At 42.1% G+C, this 20,074-nt stretch carries 16 protein-coding genes and 1 tRNA gene; 6 read left to right on the top strand and 11 right to left on the bottom strand.

Annotated elements, in window-relative coordinates; genetic code table 11:
• Positions 1-232: 232 nt before the first annotated feature.
• Entirely contained in the window at positions 233-1,573 is a 1,341-nt protein-coding gene (locus MKY19_RS01135; protein ID WP_339799729.1) for an FAD-dependent oxidoreductase, read from the top strand.
• A gap of 54 nt (positions 1,574-1,627) precedes the next feature.
• On the opposite strand, the gene MKY19_RS01130 is transcribed toward MKY19_RS01135, so the two are convergent.
• The 4 genes from MKY19_RS01130 to MKY19_RS01115 form a co-directional block, all read right to left on the bottom strand.
• On the bottom strand, positions 1,628-3,022 hold the full coding sequence (locus MKY19_RS01130) for an MATE family efflux transporter (protein WP_042184093.1): 1,395 nt from the start codon (positions 3,020-3,022) through the stop codon (positions 1,628-1,630).
• Between the two features lie 120 nt (positions 3,023-3,142).
• Positions 3,143-3,226: transfer RNA gene (locus MKY19_RS01125), tRNA-Leu, on the bottom strand.
• A gap of 138 nt (positions 3,227-3,364) precedes the next feature.
• Positions 3,365-7,660, bottom strand: coding sequence for a bifunctional 2',3'-cyclic-nucleotide 2'-phosphodiesterase/3'-nucleotidase (locus MKY19_RS01120; protein WP_339799727.1), 4,296 nt, complete (start codon positions 7,658-7,660; stop codon positions 3,365-3,367).
• A gap of 263 nt (positions 7,661-7,923) precedes the next feature.
• Positions 7,924-8,301, bottom strand: coding sequence for a hypothetical protein (locus MKY19_RS01115; RefSeq protein WP_339799725.1), 378 nt, complete (start codon positions 8,299-8,301; stop codon positions 7,924-7,926).
• A gap of 225 nt (positions 8,302-8,526) precedes the next feature.
• Here MKY19_RS01115 and MKY19_RS01110 point away from each other — a divergent pair, with 225 nt between their 5' ends.
• Positions 8,527-8,946, top strand: a complete 420-nt coding sequence (locus MKY19_RS01110; protein ID WP_076286675.1) for a hypothetical protein — start codon at positions 8,527-8,529, stop codon at positions 8,944-8,946.
• A gap of 36 nt (positions 8,947-8,982) precedes the next feature.
• Here MKY19_RS01110 and MKY19_RS01105 read toward each other — a convergent pair whose 3' ends face one another.
• The 5 genes from MKY19_RS01105 to MKY19_RS01085 form a co-directional block, all read right to left on the bottom strand.
• A complete protein-coding gene (locus MKY19_RS01105; RefSeq protein ID WP_339799722.1) occupies positions 8,983-9,897 on the bottom strand; it encodes a polysaccharide deacetylase family protein in 915 nt (304 codons plus the stop codon).
• Complete coding sequence (locus MKY19_RS01100; protein WP_283909800.1) at positions 9,869-11,191, bottom strand: MFS transporter; 1,323 nt, start codon at positions 11,189-11,191, stop codon at positions 9,869-9,871. Before MKY19_RS01100 ends, MKY19_RS01105 begins: the two co-directional genes overlap by 29 nt.
• A gap of 183 nt (positions 11,192-11,374) precedes the next feature.
• Positions 11,375-11,914 (bottom strand): DUF1854 domain-containing protein, encoded by a 540-nt coding sequence (locus MKY19_RS01095; protein ID WP_042184081.1) that lies wholly within the window; start codon positions 11,912-11,914, stop codon positions 11,375-11,377.
• Positions 11,907-14,102 carry an ABC transporter ATP-binding protein gene (locus MKY19_RS01090; protein WP_339799717.1) on the bottom strand — a complete coding sequence of 732 codons (2,196 nt, stop codon included), beginning with the start codon at positions 14,100-14,102 and terminating at the stop codon, positions 11,907-11,909. Before MKY19_RS01090 ends, MKY19_RS01095 begins: the two co-directional genes overlap by 8 nt.
• Before the next feature lie 276 nt (positions 14,103-14,378).
• Positions 14,379-14,567 carry a hypothetical protein gene (locus MKY19_RS01085; RefSeq protein ID WP_042184077.1) on the bottom strand — a complete coding sequence of 63 codons (189 nt, stop codon included), beginning with the start codon at positions 14,565-14,567 and terminating at the stop codon, positions 14,379-14,381.
• A gap of 234 nt (positions 14,568-14,801) precedes the next feature.
• On the opposite strand from MKY19_RS01085, the gene guaD reads away from it, so the two are divergent.
• Positions 14,802-16,166, top strand: coding sequence for a guanine deaminase (gene guaD / locus MKY19_RS01080; RefSeq protein WP_339799714.1), 1,365 nt, complete (start codon positions 14,802-14,804; stop codon positions 16,164-16,166).
• A 38-nt stretch (positions 16,167-16,204) separates the two neighbouring features.
• Positions 16,205-17,557: a solute carrier family 23 protein gene (locus tag MKY19_RS01075; protein WP_339268193.1), complete on the top strand. Its 1,353-nt coding sequence runs from the start codon at positions 16,205-16,207 to the stop codon at positions 17,555-17,557.
• 52 nt (positions 17,558-17,609) lie between these two features.
• Here MKY19_RS01075 and MKY19_RS01070 read toward each other — a convergent pair whose 3' ends face one another.
• A complete protein-coding gene (locus MKY19_RS01070; protein ID WP_076299956.1) occupies positions 17,610-17,951 on the bottom strand; it encodes a nitrous oxide-stimulated promoter family protein in 342 nt (113 codons plus the stop codon).
• Between the two features lie 196 nt (positions 17,952-18,147).
• Here MKY19_RS01070 and MKY19_RS01065 point away from each other — a divergent pair, with 196 nt between their 5' ends.
• Both MKY19_RS01065 and MKY19_RS01060 read left to right on the top strand, forming a co-directional pair.
• Complete coding sequence (locus MKY19_RS01065; RefSeq protein ID WP_042184069.1) at positions 18,148-18,630, top strand: sigma-70 family RNA polymerase sigma factor; 483 nt, start codon at positions 18,148-18,150, stop codon at positions 18,628-18,630.
• A 122-nt stretch (positions 18,631-18,752) separates the two neighbouring features.
• Positions 18,753-19,235: a hypothetical protein gene (locus MKY19_RS01060; protein WP_339799711.1), complete on the top strand. Its 483-nt coding sequence runs from the start codon at positions 18,753-18,755 to the stop codon at positions 19,233-19,235.
• Positions 19,236-19,318: 83 nt separating this feature from the next.
• Here the strand turns inward: MKY19_RS01060 and MKY19_RS01055 are convergent, their stop codons facing one another.
• Positions 19,319-19,978 (bottom strand): 2OG-Fe(II) oxygenase, encoded by a 660-nt coding sequence (locus MKY19_RS01055; protein WP_042184065.1) that lies wholly within the window; start codon positions 19,976-19,978, stop codon positions 19,319-19,321.
• Positions 19,979-20,074 lie beyond the last annotated feature (96 nt).

The following is a 20,074-nucleotide window of genomic DNA, read 5'->3' as shown; positions in this document are numbered from 1 at the left end:
GAACACCAAAAAGCGATCCTCCTAAGCACCTCGAACTCAGTTCTTTCATTGTTAAAGAAGGTGACAAGGTAGCTATATTGACCATCAAGAGATTTCCTTTAGAGGAGATCTCTTTTTCGTCTTCAAATCTCTTTATCGTTCGTTTAATGGCCTTCGGATTTAGGGTAATAATAAAGCAACATGCTATTTAATGCATAATTTAAAACATCCTGTGTGACCCGGAGGTATTAAAATGAACAAGTTCGACGCTATTATTATTGGTTTCGGTAAAGGCGGAAAGACCCTTGCCACAGAACTAGCTAATCGAAAATGGAAAGTAGCCGTGATTGAACGCTCTAAGAAAATGTACGGTGGAACTTGCATTAACATCGCCTGTATCCCTACGAAATCCTTAGCTTATCAAGCCCATCAAGGGGAAGATTATATAGAAGCGGTCCATAATAAGGATCAGCTTATTTCAAGTCTACGCCAAAAAAATTACGATAATCTAAATCAGAACGAGAATATAGAAGTTATCAATGGTGAAGCTTCCTTCTTATCGGATCACGAAGTCCAAGTAAAGGATGCCGGTGAGACGAAAATCTTGACCGCCGATAAAATCTTCATTAATACGGGCTCTGAAACCATCATTCCTACTATTGATGGGATACAAGATAGTAAGTTCGTATATACCAGCACATCCATTATGGATCTTAAGGAGCTCCCAACTAAACTAGCCATCATTGGTGGTGGTTATATTGGATTGGAATTCGCGTCGATCTACAGTCAATTCGGCTCACAGGTTACGGTGCTGGAGAGTTCCTCGAAATTCATTCCTAAAGAAGACCGCGATGTCGCGGACGCCATCCTCCAAACCTTTACCAAGAAGAACATTGAGGTCAAACTGAATGCAAAGGTTATAGGACTGAAGGATGTTAAAGATGGAACAGTTATCTCCTTTTCGATAGATGGTGCTATTCAAGAATTGAAAGTCGATGCTGTTCTGGTTGCGACAGGTAGAAAACCAAACATTGAGGGATTAAATTTAGAAGCAGCCGGTGTAGAAGTTACAGATCGGGGTGCTATTAAGGTGGACCCTTTCCTAAAAACCACCGTTCCCCATATATGGGCCCTCGGAGATGTCAAAGGCGGATTACAGTTTACCTACATCTCATTAGATGATTATAGAATTGTACGAAATGATCTCTTCGGCGATCATTCCCATACCACAAATGACCGTGACGTTGTTCCATACAGTGTATTTATTGATCCCCCGCTATCCAGAGTAGGAATAAGTGAAGAAGCAGCCGTCGAACAAGGACTTGAAATTAAAGTCGCTAAGTTGCCTGCAGCAGCTATTCCACGTGCTCGCTTAATTAACGAAACCGAGGGCTTCCTAAAAGCAATTGTGGATGCAAAAACCAATAAAATCCTAGGAGCTACATTGTTCTGTGCGGAATCTAGCGAAGTGATTAATATCGTGAGCATGGCAATACAAACAGGGCAAGATTTTACCTTTTTGAGAGATCATATCTTTACTCACCCTACAATGAGTGAAGCTTTGAATGATTTGTTCTCACAGATCAAAGAATAATACTACATGCATGGCAAACAAAAAGACACCCACACGGGGTGTCTTTTACTTTTACTATATAACACGATGCTGAACCCACTTCTTACCCATGAAACGCCGTAGAAATATGAATCCTCTTATTCCCCACTCACAGTTCATAGCTAACCAAACCCCAAGTAGACCGAAATCGAGAACAATACCTAAGATGTATCCGAGTACTACACGGAACAACCACATACTTAACATAGACACCATGGATGTGAACTTGGAATCACCCGCCGCTCTAAGCGCTGACGGTGTTATGAAGCTAACAGACCACAACGGTATTTGTACGATTGTATTGATAAGTACAATTATGAAAATATCCCTCACAATCTCCGCAGGTGGATGAAACATCGACACTAGCGGATGGAAGAAAGGCATAACTAACAATCCCATCACCACAAAGGAAAGGGAAGATGCTACGAGAAACGATTTAATAAATTTCCGAGCATCCTTAACATTATTGCTTCCCATACATTGTCCGACCACTGTAATAATCGTCAAAGACAACGCATTACCCGGAATTTGCATAATCCCCGCAAAGGAAGAGGCGATAGCATTTGTAGCAAGCGCGTAAGTACCGAGACTGACGATAAAGACTTGCGTCAGAATCTTACCACCATTAAAGAACATCTGCTCCGCCGCAAACGGCATACCGATGAACATTATTTTTTTGAGCATGGAGAATTGAACCACCAGTAAGTCACGAATTCGAATATGCAGTTCATTGTCCATCCGGAACAGATAATACAGAGCGCATATCGCGCCCAAATATCGAGCTATATTTATAGAAATGGTCATTCCTAGAACGCCCATATGCAAAAGGTTAATAAATACGAGATTCAAGAGGACGTAAACTAAATTCATAATGAGCGATAGCGCAAGCGAGGCTCTCGTCCTTCCGATTCCCCGAAGAGCACCACACACCGCCTCTACCACAGCTATACCAAGATAGGAGATACAGCTCCCAATCAAATAGATTCGGGCGTTGTGCATTACCTCGGGTGAAGCTGCTCCAAATAGTAAGTTCAACAGCGGATTATGAAAAAGAATACCAAACATACCAATAACAAAAGCCATAAGGGAAACCGATGAAGTGGCGCCTGCGGTAGCTTTTGATACCATAAGACTATTACCGCTTCCTTTGTACTGCGCTACGACAACCGTACCACCTGTTGATACCGCGATAAACACACTAATGAGAAAAAGATTAAGAGAATCAATCATGTTCACCGCACTGATAGCCGCCACACCAGACGAACTGATCATAGCCGTGTTCACTAGATTTAGCCCCACTATAAAGGCTTGATCTACCAGAATAGGGATAAATAAAGCAATCATATGGCGATAATCTAACGATTCTCCTGAAAAATATTTTTCAAGAAACCGCACACTTCGCTTCGTATTGACATTTACATTAGGTTCCATCTTCGCTTCACTTCTTTTACATTAGAGTTATCCAGATCTGAAATATCCTTATAAATAGAAAAAGGCTCTTCAGGTTGAAGAGCAATTCAAAAGTACAGCTAATTTATAAGCACTTAGGTATGCGGTCGAGAGGACTCGAACCTCCACGGGGATTAACCCACACGGACCTGAACCGTGCGCGTCTGCCAATTCCGCCACGACCGCACAAAATATAAAAGAATCATGCAGTGCAGAACTAAATTATCATATATTAGCGCAAAGGGCAATACCTAATGTAAAAAGAAAAAGTGTACCGAGTCCCTATTAGGGATCATCGATACACTTTTTAGAAGAACTATCGGATTATGAAGCTTGTTCAAGCATACGGTAGATAATGACTGCCGCTTGAGCGCGGTTAGCTATGCCCTTAGGTGCAAATTTACCACCCTCAACACCGTTAACAATTCCCAATTGGGTCAGTTGTGCTATAGCGTCCTGTGCGTAAGGAGCAATACTGGACTTGTCTGCAAACTTACCCAGCGCTGCATTCTTATCAATCGGCTGTAGTTTATCTTTCAATGCATTAGCAATCATAATAGCCATTTCTTCACGAGTCACTTCACGACCCGGTTCGAATTTACCATTTCCAGAGCCTTGTACAAGTCCGGCCTTCACCGCAAGGGCGATAGAATCCGTGTACCAAACTCCTTGCTTAACATCGCTGAATGAACTGGTTGTTGCCGAACCCGTCAGATTCAGTGCGCGTACCAGCATTGTAATAAATTCTGCTCTAGTCACTGTTTTAGTTGGCGCAAAAGTATTTGCATCCAATCCTTTTATAATGCCCTTAGCAGCCAATGCTTGAATAGCTTCTTGCGCCCAAGCTACCTTACCCAGATCTTTGAAGCTTGCTGCTGGAGTAGTAGTTGGCGCTGGTGTTGCTGTTGGTGCTGGTGTTGCTGTTGGTTTCACGGTTGGAGTAGGTGTTGGAGTTACAACATTTGGACCTCCATCGCCACTGCCCGATCCCGTATCAGCCTTCTCTTTGTTCGTAATACGACCTTCAATGACCGCCTTGATCTCTTTGCGATCAAACGTCTTCACAATGTAATCGTAGAATACATCCAAATCAATCGGACCAGCCAATGAATTCTTACCTTCAGTCAGAACCTTGTAGTTATCCCCTCCAGCAGCCATAAAGTTATTGACTACTGCCGTATATTTCTGCGTAGGATTAATTGGTGTTCCATTATTTAACGTAAGACTCGTAATACGATCTGCCACTGGCAGATTCATAATCGCTGTATATTTCAGTCCAGAAATTTGTAACGTCTTGATATCTGGTTTTCCGTCAGCTGTCACATTCCATTGCTGCTGAAGTAATGTTTTGATCTGTGCTCCAGTTAGCGTCAGCTTCACTAGTGTATTACCGAATGGCTGGATTTTAGCGAGATCGCCAAAGGTTACAGGGCCTTTCGGAAGATCTGCACGGATACCACCTGGGTTCATAAAGGCAAAATCAGCAGCACCTGCTTTGTCATCGAAGTCAGCAGTACGCATAGCGTCAGCGATCAAATTACCAAGTGCGCTTTCTTTGGTGTAAGCATCGGTACGAGTGATAGTTCCGTCTGTTGTACCCACTGGTTGGGTAAGTTCAGGATGCTTCTCAAGGTAAGCATTTACCAGTGCCACACTTTCCGGATCTGGTGTTACACCATCGTGATTGGTGTACGTTACTACAGCAGACTTGTCCTTCACATCACCCGTTTTAGGATCAATGGTCAGCTTAATATCTTCAAATGCCATACCGTAAGAATACGCTTGTACAATCAGCTTACCGTTTACAGTTCCGTTTGCCAGACCATGGTTGTCACCAGCAACGATAACATCAACCGGAGAATCAGCAGGAAGTGCTCTGGCCAGATCAGCAGCTTCACCTGTAGTAACTCCATTTTTAGTAGTGGCAGGATCATGTGCAAGTACGATGATCGTTTCTACACCTTTAGATTGAAGCTCCTTCGCATATTTCTCAACAGCCGCTACTTCCTCCTCTGGAGAGAGGAAGTGTACGCCCACTGTTCCAGAAGGTGCAACCTTGCTTGGTGTGGATTTGGTTACAAGACCTATAAAGCCGATCTTCACACCACCGACTTCTTTGATTACATAAGGATTGATAATGGGTTCGCCGTTTTTGGCATACACTGCATTAGCATTCACATAATCAAAATTCGTACCTTTATGGGTAACGTTCTCGTTCTTAGGGTCCACACCGCCTTTCAATTGTGTCATTAATGCATCGACACCTTGGTCAAATTCATGGTTCCCCAATGATCCAACATCAAATCTCATCATGTTCATCCACTCAATCGTTGGCTCATCGCGCTCAAGTGAAGATACTGGAGCTGACGCACCAACAGAATCCCCATTATGAAAGAGCAAGGAGTTGTCATATTTAGCCTGTGCTTCATTCAGATAAGTTGCAAGAATTGCAGCTGTTCCCACATTTTTGTCATTCACAACAGAAACTGTATCCAGTTGTCCGTGGAAATCATTGATTCCGAGTAGGTGAACTTCAACATCCTTAGCTGGGAGAGCAAGCTTATAAATACTAAACCCCTTAATATCTTTTTCGCCAGTGTCTTCAATGTTGGCTGGCATAGTAACTTTTGCCGCTTCTGGTGATGAAGTAAAGGTGATATTCACATCTTTTAAAATAGGTGCCAACGACCAGTTACCATCCGCAGAAGGATCAATGGTACCTACTTCTCTGATGTAGTCCATAAGGATCTGACGATTTTCATCCTGAGAATCGACTAGAATCTCTGAACCTTTCACACCCGGAAAGTTCCCTCCACCACTTGCGCGGTAGTTGTTAGTCACAACAATAAAATATTGGTTCGGATCCAAAGTTTTACCTTTATAAGTAATTTGCTTCACACGACTCGATAAGGCATCATTAATCTCACCAGAAGGAGTGTATTTTGCAGCTTTGGTTACATCAATTGTGTACTTAATGCCATCAATAACATCGAAGTTATATACAGCAAATTTGTCATTAAGCAGGCTTTGTGGTGCTGCACTCTCCACTTTGATGGTATTAAACGCACCCGCACTCATCTCAACCCATTCCTTAACAACAGAGCCTTTAACTTTAATAGCTTTCAGCGTGTTGTCATACAGATACAAGTCACTTGCACTGCGAATCGTCAGTGGACCTTTCTCAATACTCGTGTACTCCGAAGGACCGTTACGTCCAGCCTTGAAAGGAGCACCTACGCTAAGAATCGGAAGATTTTTATACTGTGGAAGGTTAGTGTTAATATACTTCTCCACATACCACTTTTGGGCATTGGTAACGATTTGCACTGTAGGATCGTCCTGAACCATTGCAAAATAACTATTCATCGAAGCAGTAGTAACGCCTAGCTCTTGACCTGTGTAGTCAATAGTTGCCTGGTGGTCTGCTGCAACAGCAGCATCTATAGCAGGATCTGGTTTTGTATCGGCTATGGAACGGGTCGAGGCTTTAGAGTTTTCTTTGTCGACTTTCCATTTGCCGTTCTCCTTCACTAGGTTAAGATCAATCAGCCCCAGATAACCTCCACCATAACCTGCTTGCACAGCTGGAGTACTATTAATGTGGCCGTAGACATTATCAACAACAGATTGAGCGCTATTATACGGCAGTCCCGTTAGTGGGTCCTTGAAAGAAGCATCGAGGGATTTATTATCACTTGTCGGGAACACTTTGTGGGTGTGTGAGAAGGTAATCGCATCGATGCCGTCAACTTTACTTAAAAGATTAATAGCATTTTCTGCATTAGTACCCGCAACTGCAGTTGCATCGAAGCCGGTATGTGCCATTGCTACAATAACATCGGCACCCTCTGTCTTCATAATAGGAACAAACTTTGCTGCTGTTTCAGCAATGTCCTTGGCAATGACTTTACCTTCCAGATTAACCTTGTCCCATTCCATAATCTGAGGGGTCACAAGACCAAGTACACCGACTTTAATATCCCGGGGTTGGTTATCGCTATCCAATATCTGCTTTTTGATAATAACAAACGGTTCAAAAGCATTTACGTCATTATCTGGATTGTCATCTTTATCATCAATATATATATTTGCATTCACATAGGGGAAATCGGCACCAGTCAATGGATTATTATCATAGCCTTTAATAGTACGATTTAAGAATTCCAACCCGTAATTAAATTCATGATTACCAAAAGTAGCCACATCATATTTCATGATATTCATAGCCGCAATCATAGGGTGTAGCTTGGTCTCTGATTCCATCAGGTTACTTTCGTTCGCAATGTAAGTCCCCAATGGTGTACCTTGAATCAGATCCCCGTTGTCGAGCAGAAGATTATTAACAGGATATTCGCTTCTAGCATAAGTTACCAACGTAGCTGTTCGATTGAGCCCTACAGTTGTAGAGGCTGCATTCTTAAAATAGTCCCAGCCGTAGACATTGGTGTGTACGTCCGTGGTGCTCATCAACCGGAGTTTGGCTGTGGCATCAGATGCGGCTTCGGCTTTGTCCGGACTCCAAACCGTACCCAAAACGACTCCACCTAGTACCTGTGCTGAAAGCACTGCAGTTGCTAGTACAGAAGCGAGAGGCTTGTTCCATCGTGTCTTCCATCCCATAAAGATTTATTCCCCCTAGTAATTTTTACATAATTTCGGTGATATTATATCACACAAACATGACGAAAAAGTATAGGATTGTAAAATTAATATAAATTCGTGTCAAATATATTAACGTGTGAAGAAAGACCTAGGTCACATTGTTATTTTATTAGATCAAGAGTCTCTAGACATACAAAAAAACACACCTTATACAGATGCGTCCTAAGAAAGCGCATACACAAGATCAAAACACGTCGAATCTTTATCTGATAATAACTCTCTCAAGACCCACTCATGATGGCAGTAAACCCAAAACAAATTGCCGTGATTAAAGACAAAGGTGTCATCACAAGTCTTTCTTTTTTACTCTTCGATAATATATTCATTACGGTATTGAGAATTAGATAGACTGTAAAAAAGTAACATACGCCTCTATCAAAAGGTAATCCAATAGAAATCACGTTGCCTGCCTGCAACAAGTACAAGATTGCAATCAGTTGTATAACAACTGAGATCGCACACGCAATCCTCATCTGTGAGGGCATGATTCTATGATTGCCCCCCATTGCAAATTCACCATAAGGTAATCCTAAAGACAGTAATATGTAAAGAATCGCCGCTCCCGCAAAAGTAATACTCCCAATCCATGCAGATAACATCCTTCCACCCCCTTCACTAATGGGTATTCGAATTTTATAAGCGGAAGAACACCTTTATAAATGCAATGGGCTTTCACGAGAGATACTTGGAAATCGATATTTATGTATAACGTTTCTTCATCCAATTTTTTGGACTTTCTTTTCATATTAATGATGAACCCGCACAAGCAACACCGGAATATCTGAGTAATATATAATTAAATAGACCAATGAGGTGATCCACAAATGTCAAACAGAGCAAAAATTCGCAAGCGAGCTGAACAGCTCAAGGGTAGACCTGTGTGCGTTACGCTTCATGATGGACGTACGTATGTAGGATGGATAACTGGCCTCGATAAGGATGGATTGACCCTATCCAAACCACGTAAAAATAAAAATAAAAACAAAAAATCAAAAAAGCACTCTTCTTCCCGCTCCCGGAAAGCGAACGTATCAGGACTCATGCCGTTATTCGGCTCACTTTTTGGAATGGGAGGAGGAGCTGCAGGGGCTACCGAGGCTGCAAGTTCAGGCGCTTCAGGATTCGGTAGAATTATGGGCTTCGTAGGGATGATCCAAAGAACCATGCCGGTTGTGAAAATGGGCTATAATATGATTAAATCTATTTCTCCATTCTTGAATGGACTGAAGGGTTTAATGGGATAGTCAAAAGACACCCCTCAAGGTGTCTTTTTATTTTCCTCATGAACTTATCAGTTTCTTCAACAGTCTCCCCGCAGATTTTACTCGTGGGCGCTTTAAATGCTCCTGTACATAGCGATAGTCCGTTAATTCAACACTAGCATCACGAATCGCATAGGTAAAATCGTCATCAAAGGGTAGACGGTATTCCCAGACTCGCTTCTCCCAATGTGGTATATTTGCAAGCATCCACGGATCGTCGATTCCGGGATGAATATAGGTTTCACTAACACCATCAGGTAGCGAATACATCTTGGCAATAATGGATTGTTTGAAACGATCGTACGTCTCACCCTCTTCCACACCAAAAGGATGCGACAACAAGTAATCAGGAATCGGGACTCCAAGTGTATCGGCCAGCCCGGATCCAAGTGCAACAGGACGTTCAATATTTTTCAGCGATCCCAGAAGAGGATCCTCTGGATGGATGTATCGAAAGAACCGTGATGGCAATCCCCAGCGCGAAATTCTCCACAACGTCTGCGGGAGCAAGCTACGTCCCGTTTCCATGCCATATAAACTTCCCATATGGTTGTCTACATGACTAATCACTATTCCCGATTGTTTCACTCTCTCATACTGCGCAACAATCTCCTTCAGCACAGCTTTTGTCTGCGCCCCCTGCTCAAACTCTTTTACCGTCTTATATTGATGCCCGCCATCGTCATGTAGTGAAGAGTCCCCCGTCAGGCTGCTCCAGCGTAAAGCCTCAAACTCACTAGTCATCGTCAAATGAAGGCCTACATTTCGTTGTTGCCTACGGCTACACCATCTAGCCGCCTCCTCGAATCCAGGGGCCACCGCCATTATCGTCGCTGAAGATACTTTTCCCTCTTCTAATAGATGCATAATCGCCTGATTCATGGCAGGGCTTTGCCCAAAATCATCACAATTGATGATTAATCTTTTGCTCATAGTCAGCATCACCTCTCAATTGCCCCGTAAATGTAAATTTAATAGTAAAAGATATGACAACAGATATCGCTAGCAGACATAACGGCACCACGCTTATTAAATACCGAAACGTTGCTTCTGGATCAGACCCTGGGTCATCGCCACCCTTGTAACCAAAGATCATCCCTACAATGAAAAAAGCCAGCGCCGAGATTAATCCGCTCGAGCGAGTGATGAATCCACTTACCGCGGTATAGATGCCTTCTCTTCTCAGACCTGTCTTCTCCGCATCCTCATCAATAATTTTTCCACCTACGATTGCCGGGGTTACTAGAAATCCTGCTAGTCCGAAACCAACAACAATGCCAGCGGCCACACCACTTACAAGATCATAACCGAACCATAGCGGAATGACAGATAAAGCATATAGGATAAGCGATAGCCGCCATGCCTTGACCCCATCCATCTTACGAATAATCCAATACCACACGAACACTAATGGAATGACCGAGACAAAGACAGCCGCGAGCATAATAGATACCTGTGCTTCTGAAATATGTAGAACATATTTTGCATAAAAGGGAATCATCGAGCTTACAAGTCCATTAACCGTTTGGGCAAAAGAATTCGAAATATTAAACACCCAGAACTTCTTATTTCGAATCGTCTCCCGAAAAGCCGGGATGAGCTTCAACGGTTCAGTCTTAGTGGTCTCTTTCTTCTCTTGGACATTCATCATACATAAAAACATAAACACACCGAAGACACAGGCATACACAATAGCCATATTAGAGAAGTTAATTGCTGCGAAAAGGATTGGTGTTAGAGCCGTACCGATTAACAGAGCAACCACTTGGTACCCTTGCTGAATCGCCGAGGCTTTTGCCCGAATACGATCTCCACGGAAGAGCTCCGGAAGCAGTGCGCCATAGTTCACCCACAAGACCGTAGCGACAGCCTCATAGAAAATAAGCGTCACTAAAAACCAAGTGAAGAGTCCATTCTCGGATAAACCGCCAGGAGGAGAGAACACCAGCACAAACGCCAGCATAAATAACGGAATCGAGCCGAACACCCAGGGTCTACGCCGACCATAGCGGGTATTTGTGCGGTCTGACCAGTATCCAAACAGCGGATTATTCACCGCATCCCAGATCAGAAAGATTGTTCTGGCCAGTGTAGCAAGTCCAATGCCCAAGCCCAATTTCTCCACATAAAAATAACTGTAAAAAGAACTAAAAGCCTGACTGGGAACCATCATCGCAAACATCCCTAATGCAAAGGTGTACGGCGAGTTCATCCATTTATGCTTCACTCACATACCTCCCATATAGTAATCATCTAGTTGTAATATATTACCACATATACTGGAAGTTTAGTGACAAATTTGCTCCAATCTAATGCGTTTCCTCATCATAAAGAAGGGATAACCGCGGATGTTTACACAGTTCAAAAAAGTGCTCAGTAGTATAAACTACCAAGCACTTTGCTTCTTCCACTATAAAACGTCTTTCAGCTTTTTCCGACTCTGAATATCCAAAGTGGAATAATCACGAATTTCGCATCTTTTTCCGTTGACGTCAGTAAGAATGATGCGGTAAAGACTCGGGTATTGCATATGCTCATGCAGGTTACGCATAACGATACGGGTCTGCCCCAGATTCGTTTGTAGCTCCCAAATCCACATATCTGCCTTCTGTTTGATGGAATCAATTCGGGTCACAACGGGAAGAAAGTATCGCAGCTGCAATTCTTTGTCCACTTCCCCCCGACTTTCCTCATCCAGCTGATCAATGTCACGAATGACACCAATCTCCTCACTCTTAGAATTTCTCACAGAAATATACTGGGTGTTGTATTGAAAAGGAAATATACGAAAAAGGATTAGTTCTTCATAAACCTTACCTTCTATTACCCCTTGAAACACCCCACCTTGACTACGGCTAAAGGAAATCAGACCCGGTTCAAAAATGTTAATTTCATAGGGATCTTTATCTTGAGCTTTCAATTCATCACTGACGCTGATTGGATCACTCATGCACTTCTACCCCCTTGATCTGGGACATTTCTTTCTGTGCTTCGACCAGTTTAAAGTAAGCCCCTTCTACTGCTAGCAATTCTTCATGCGTACCCACCTCAATAATCTTACCGCGTTCCAGCACGACGAGCCGATTGGCATTTCTTAAAGTGGACAATCGATGAGCAATGGCGAATGTCGTTCTACCTTTAACCAGACGCGAGATCGCTTCTTGGATTTGCCGCTCAGTCACTGTATCCACAGAAGCCGTTGCTTCGTCCAGAATTAGAATCCGCGGATCGTGAATTATTGCTCGGGCAATAGACACTCGCTGCTTCTCCCCTCCGGATAACTTATGCCCACGTTCACCTACCCTTGTGTCATAGCCATCAGGTAGCTGAACGATGAAGTCATGTGCATTGGCAATTTTAGCAGCACGCATAATTTCCAGCTCTGTAGCGTCCGGTTTAGAATAAGCAATATTCTCAGCAATCGTGCCGTCGAACAGGAATGTCTCCTGCAGCACTACACCGATCTGACTCCGAAGGTCAGACTGGCTAATATTTCGGATATCCACCCCGTCGATGGTGATGGTACCCTCATCTGTGTCATAGAATCGGCAAATCATGTTGATGAAGGTCGACTTCCCAGCACCTGAATGTCCGACCAGACCAATCATCTCTCCTGCAGCTACTTTTAAATCCACGTTCTTGAGCACAGGGTGATGCTTTTCGTATCCATAAGTGACCTGTTTAAACTCTACCTCACCATTAACACGACCAATATCAGCTGGGTTCGTAGTATCAGGCACATCGGATGGTGTATCCATAATTTCAAAAACCCGATCTGCAGCTGAAATCGCATGACTGGCCCAATTGATCATTTGACTTACCCACTGCAAAGGTCCGAGGAGCATCCCGAGGTAAGTCACCAAAGCGATTAGTGTACCAATAGATAACTGTCCATCAAGCACCGTTCTGCCGCCATAATACCAAATTAATAGCGTACCTACGCCAGCAACTAACGCAAAGGCGGGAAACATCCCCTGCCACAAGCCTTCAATCCGGATATTGTGCCGCACCAATTCCTTATTAGCGACAGTATAACGTGACATTTCCGTAGTTTCCTGACCAAATGCTTTAACCACACGAATCCCCTGCAAAGAATCGCCAACCAGAGCGTTTAGTCTAAAAATAGATCTCCACTGCTGGTACCACCGTCTGCCAATCATCGGCCATAATACAGTCGATAGTACGACCATAAGCGGCATAGGCAGCATGGCTAGCAGTGTTAGCTTCCAATCCATACTAAACATAATGGCGAAGATTGCGATCACCCTTAATGATTCACCCGAGACCCATATTACGCCATCTGTCATGAATTGCCGCATCGCCTCAGAGTCATTATTTACCCGTCCAATGAATTGCGAAGACTGTCTTCGATCGAAGAAAGATAACGACAATTTCATCAAGGAATGATACACATCATGACGCAGATCACCCATAATTTTTGAGCCAATCCATACCCCGATAAGTCCACGTACAGTCTGCATTAGAGTAACCACCAGAGAGGTGGCTGCAAGCCCAATTACAATCCATAGCAACGTTGAACCCATGTCCTTTTTTGTTAGCACGTTATCTACAATCATTTTCGTCAAAAAAGGTGGAACAAGCTCTATCAATGTAGTGAAAATCAGCATAATCGCTGCTGCGATCATTTGAATTTTATACGGCTTAGCGTAACCTAACATTCGAAATAGAACCTTGCCGTTACTTTTACACACCGGACAGGTCTGAGAATCGTCTGGTAGCGGATTGCGGCATTTCGGACAATGTCTTGGAAATTCCTTTTCAGAAACCGTTGGCCGCTCTTCCCCTTTAGCTACAGCAGCAATTAATTTAGACGCATATCCAAATATAGAGGTAAGCGATGCGGTATAACGTATAAGAATGATTGGACCCTCTTTAGTATCTACAAGTAACGAACCCCCTCCTACCCCTCCTACTACTCGAGCATCGGTTATGCTCGAAACAAAAAACTTCGAAACCATTCTCCCGTCCGTTCCCCAAACGGACACTTCCTTCTCTGTCAATACAAGCCATTGCTCACCGAACTGTCCATCTTTCATTAAATCAGATCCAAAGTGGAATAACGGTTGTTCCGTAAGCTGCATTTCTATAGACTTGGGAAGTTTATCAACATATGGCATTCTTTTTCTCCCCTTTCTTTACCCACCTATTTACTCACATATATTTACAGTGGTAAAGATGAAAGAATGACTATAATTATTTTGTATAGTTACTTGAACAACCCAAAAAAGACACCCATAAGGGTGTCCTTTTCATTATTTTCTATGATACTGGCTATGTCCTAAAAACAAATCCCGAAGGATTTATTTTTATGTATAACGGGTCAGCAAATGCTCCTGCGCTAATTTCATGTCTTATTAATTAACCAAATAGATCGGATTCTAAAAATCTGTTCGTTATTTTCGACGACGAATGTTCATGCGATTATACATCACTAAACCGGCGATGACCATGCCCAGCGTACCTATACTACTCGCTACTTCAGTCTGCATACCAAACAAAATACATACGTTAGTCACCAGGCTTCTCGTAAGCAACGCGACAATAATTAGCATGATCGGACGCCAAAAGTTATATCTTCTCATTTCAGTAACACTCCTAACCCATTTTTCTTAAGCGCTTAACCTTATTTATCTATATGTATTATAGCATAAGTAAGTAACCGCATACATTTTACGTAATCCTAACAATTTTGATCTAATCAGAGCATAATTCAGCGCCCAACCCCTTTATTCGTTCGACTTTAGGTATAGACTTATCATTTTTTACGGATTATAATAACAAACGAACACCAAAAGACGAACATTAAGGCGGAAATCATGACTGAATATATGCAAATATTCCTAGGCACTTCATTTTCAAGCAAATCACCAAAGGAAATTCAAATTTTAAAAGACCATCTCTACTGCATTAATACAGATGGAATGATAGAAAAGATCGTTTCACCAGAAGAACCCGACTATCAAACTTTACTAGCTACTTATCAAGACCAAGACAACTTCCATCGATTAGCTGAAGGTCAGTATTTGTTGCCTGGCTTTATCGACTTGCATGTTCACGCCCCGCAGTGGGCTCAATCTGGAACTGCATTAGATATTCCACTCTATGATTGGTTAAATACGTACACCTTCCCACTGGAGTCTAAGTTTTCGGACCTGGATTTTGCTAAAAAGGTCTACTCTGATGTGGTTGATACTTTACTCGCGAACGGAACTACTACAGCCCTTTATTTTGCAACGGTGCATAAAGAAGCCAGTTTACTATTAGCCCAAATATGTGCGGATAAAGGGCAACGCGGACTCGTTGGAAAAGTGGTAATGGACGACCCTCAAGGAAATCCAGAAAACTATCGCGACACTGACACCGACACCGCACTTAAAGATACAGAAGAATTTATACTAGCGGTAAAAGAACTAGCCAAATCTACTAAGCAAGGCGTTTATCCAGTAGTGACACCTAGGTTCATTCCTAGCTGTACAAATGAGGCTTTGCAAGGTTTAGGAGACTTAGCCGCCAAATATGATACTCATATTCAATCGCACTGTAGTGAAAGTGATTGGGCACATGGTTATGTACAAGAACGATTCCAGAAGAACGATGCTTTTGCCTTGCATGATTTCGGTCTACTCCGTGATAAATCTGTAATGGCACATTGTAATTTTTTAGAAGAAGAAGATGTAGAGTTATTTGCGGAGACAGGAACGGCTATTGCGCATTGTCCAATATCAAACGCTTATTTTGCCAATAGTGTCATCCCTATCGCTCATTTCCACTCCAAAGGTGTAGAGATTGGTTTAGGGTCTGATATTTCTGGCGGTTTTTCACCTAGTCTCTTCGATAACATAAGACAAGCTGTAATGTCTTCAAGAATGCTAGAGGATGGCGTTAATCCTTCCCTTCCTGCACAAGAGCGTGGATTACTAGGATCACGGATTAAGATTGATGAAGCTTTCTATCTTGCTACTGCTGGCGGTGGTAAAAGTTTAAGCTTACCTATCGGTCGGATACTAGAAGGCTATACATGGGATGTTCAAATTATTGATACGAAATTACCATCGGCTAGATTGCCTATTTTTGATGGGAATGAAGATTTAGAGGACGTGTTTCAAAAGATGATGTATTTAGCTCGACCTGAGAATATCCGTGAAGTCTGGGTACAGGGTGAAAAGGTTCATTCACGTTAAGGATCGATAAAACTAGAAAATATAAGGTGGGCATCTGAGTGGAAACACAAGCAAACGTACAAGATCAAGCGCCATTGAAGTCACAACTATTAACCGTTCTACCCGATGAAAAAGTTTCCTTCGGTAAATCCATCATCCTAGGCTTTCAACATGTATTGGCAATGGACGTTTATGTAGTTCCTTTCCTGATTGCAATGTTAATCGGCTTGCAACCGAATCAGTCAAGCGCGTTGATTCAATCTACCTTTATTGCTGCTGGACTTGCAACGATTGTGCAGACTTATTTCTGTATGAAGCTTCCTATCGCGCAAGGTCCATCTTATGTTCCGCTTGGTGCGATCGTCAGTATTTATGCCGCTAGTGGCGGCGGGGAGCTGGGTTGGAGTTCCGTATTAGGTGCCAGCTTAATCGGTGCGGTTCTAGTTATTATTTTGGGCTATGTCGGGATCTTTAATAAAATCGTTAAGAACTTTATCCCACCCATTGTAGGTGGTACGATCATATTCATAGTTGGTCTTTCTTTATTACCTGTTGCTATAAGAGACAATATCTATGGAGCTTCAGGCGCTTCAATCAATCAGAACGTTTTGTTAGCCCTTATTTCAGCAGGTACACTCCTTTTATTCGTGATTCTCGGTTCTATGTTCCGTAATAAAGGATCGATCTTCCGAATTATTTCCGTCATGATGGCGTTAGTAGTTGGATGTATCTCTGCTAACTTGATGGGTGTGTTAGATTTCTCAGCGATTAGCAAAGCGAACTGGTTTAGCATGCCTCGTATCGCTTTTGTAGATTTCGGATTCTCGTTCAACTTTTCGGCTATTATCACCATGGTTATTATTTATCTCGTACTGCTAGCTGAAACAACAGGTACCTGGTTTGCTGTCAGCAACGTAATCAATAAACCTTTAACAGACGAACATATTAATAAAGGGGTTATCGGTGAGGGGATTGGCTGTCTTATTGCTTCTGCACTCGGTTCAACACCTGTAACAGGATATTCTACCAATGCGGGCATTATCTCCATCACAGGTGTTGCCTCCCGCCGTGTTTTCCTCGCAGTAGGAGGATGGTTTGTCCTCTTCGGTTGTTCTGGTAAATTAGCTGCTCTGATCTCTTCCATTCCATCCGCTGTAATCGGCGGCGTCTTCGCTATCGTCTGCGGGATCATTGCAATTAATGGTGTACAGGTGATGAAGAACGTAACGATTGGCGAGAAAGAAATGTATATTATCGCAATACCGATGATTATCACGTTAGCTTTGGTACTCATTCCTGGCGACTACTTACATTCCTTACCTTCATTCGTGCAATATTTATTGGGCTCACCTATCCTAGCGGCTTCATTGGCAGCGATCTTATTGAATAAACTACTGCCAGGTGGAAAATAGAACGTAAAATGCTAGATCTTAAAACGGGCATCAAACGATGTCCGTTTTTTACTTATTTCCTCAGCTTATTGGGTAATGGAATATGCCTAATTGACTCAATGGGATGATACAGTAACATCCATGGACCTGAAAAACGCATAACCCCTTTTATTCTTTGACGATACTCCGGTTTATAACAATGAATAGGGCATTTAGCACAAGCCGTTTTCACTTCCCCGAACTTACAATAAGCTAACCTCTTCAGAGCATAATCGTTTAAATCCTGACATTCGTTGCAAAGCCCCTTATGGTGATGTTTTTTCTTACAATATATACGAATCATTTTCGTGACAATATCTTGTTCTTTTTGAATTTTAGGACCTTCATTTAACTGTCGGTTCACCTTTATTGTCATTTATGAGCCCCCTTGTAACTTGTACAATAAGATCTCATCTAATTATAGAGGAAAAGCAGTCCTTCTTTTTTTACATTTCTAAGGATTTTTATCATACTACACACCCAAGGCGTTATTTCGTTATACTCATAATTATTTTAGAAAGGCTGTAACGTTTATAGCTTTTTACGGATATATAAAGTGAGGAGGTGAACGGATGCAGGACAACGAGGAATTATACAGGGAATATTCAACCCAAGTATATAAATTCGTATTTAGTTTTTGTCATAATCACTTACTGGCAGAAGAAATCACCCAAGAAACCTTTTATAGAGCTATAAAGTCCATACACAAATACGATGGAACCTGCAAAGTATATGTATGGCTTTGTCAGATTGCTAAGCATGTGTGGTATCAGGAACTGGACAAGCAGAACAAAAGAAAGACTTGTGAATTAGAAGACCCTCCTTTTTCTAACGCAAATTCAACAGAAACTGAGTTCATTTTAGCTCAAGACAAAATGGAGTTATTTAAACAGCTTCATTTACTTGATCCAAATACCAAGGAAGTATTGTATCTGCGTTTGACCGGAGAATTCAGCTTTCGGGAAATTGGCGAAATTCTCGGAAGGGATGAAACCTGGGCAAGAGTTACCTTTTACCGTGGAAAACAAAAATTAATGAAAGGAAGATCTTCATGAAATGCGAGATCATTCAGGATTTATTGCCCTCCTATATCGAAAAGCTAACCTCTTTACATAGCAACGAAGAGATTGAAAAACATCTGCAAACCTGCGAAAGCTGCCTTCAGTCATATAACGAAATGACTGCAACAGCAAATCTAAACGTGCCTATTGTTGATAAAGAAGAGGTTAACAAACTTAATTATTTTAAAAAGGTGAAATCAAAAAACATAAAGGTAATCGTCCTTTCCATCTTATCGGTAATCATACTGGCTGCAGCTCTTATTGGACTTTTTGTGATTGGCTTCCCTGTGTCCTCTAAAGATGTGACCATCGATTATCAGAAGACAAAGACTCATTTGGAGGTTCATCTGACTTTGGAAAACGGCAAGGACTTGGTGTTCTCAGGAAAAACTAAATTTATCCGCGATGAAAATAATAATGTGATCGGTTCCGAAACTAGGTATACCCCTAGAGGCTTGATTCACAATCCCTTTGATGATGTAGGAAAAAAAGTTATGTTGGGGACGGAGATTCAAACCGATCTGGATTTCCCAAACAAATTTATCCTTGAATTCAAAGATAAAACTATGACGTTCATTAATGGCGTTTTGGTGGAGTAGACATTGCCGTTAAAATGAAAAAAGACACCTTTTAAGGTGTCTTTACTGATACTCCATGTGGAACTTAGTATCTGTTCATACCTCTATGATGAGCGAAGGACTTGTCTTCTCATCCACATCGTTGCAACCCACTTTTCGCCTTTGATCACTGGCGTACCTGCATGCAAGGTGGACTCGTTTAATTCATGATTATCGTAAAAATATTCGAAGTAGACCGCCATACCTTTGTTAGGACTCACTGTTAAATTAAGCATAGGGAAAGCTGTTTCTCCACCTTCCTCCACATCATTCAAATACATCACGAGCGTACTAATTCGATTATTGCTACTTGCTCGACTCGTTTGAGTGAAGAAATCATGATGGGGTAAATACTCTTGGCCAGGGATATACAGCAGAACTTGCAAGCCATCACCATGCTCGATAGGAATATTCATAATTTGAGAGAATCGTTTCTCGATTCTTGTAACCGTCTCATTCTCCTCACAGAACACACCACTGCTCGTTCTAATCGGATTGACCGCATGGTCTTCACCAATTCTTGAACGTTGCAATCGTTGCCTAGAATATTCAATTAACTCATTACACTCCTCATCGCTAAGCACATTTCCTAACAAGACAACCAGCGGTTCCTCATACTTGGCAAGAATTCGAATCTCTCGATCTTCTGTCTTAATCGTATTTCCAGCATGATCAAATATCGTCCGTTCTTTGTCTGTCGCATTCCCTGTCGTATTCCCTATCATCCTTATGCAGCTCCCAAGTTATAACATCCATCGCAAAAAACATACCATAAAATGGTTTTATTTGCTTGATTAACTTCAGAACATCTAAAGACTCAG

This window comes from Paenibacillus sp. FSL R5-0744 (assembly GCF_037972555.1).
In the GTDB taxonomy this organism is placed as follows: domain Bacteria; phylum Bacillota; class Bacilli; order Paenibacillales; family Paenibacillaceae; genus Paenibacillus_AQ.
This window is presented reverse-complemented; position numbering and strand designations above follow the sequence as displayed.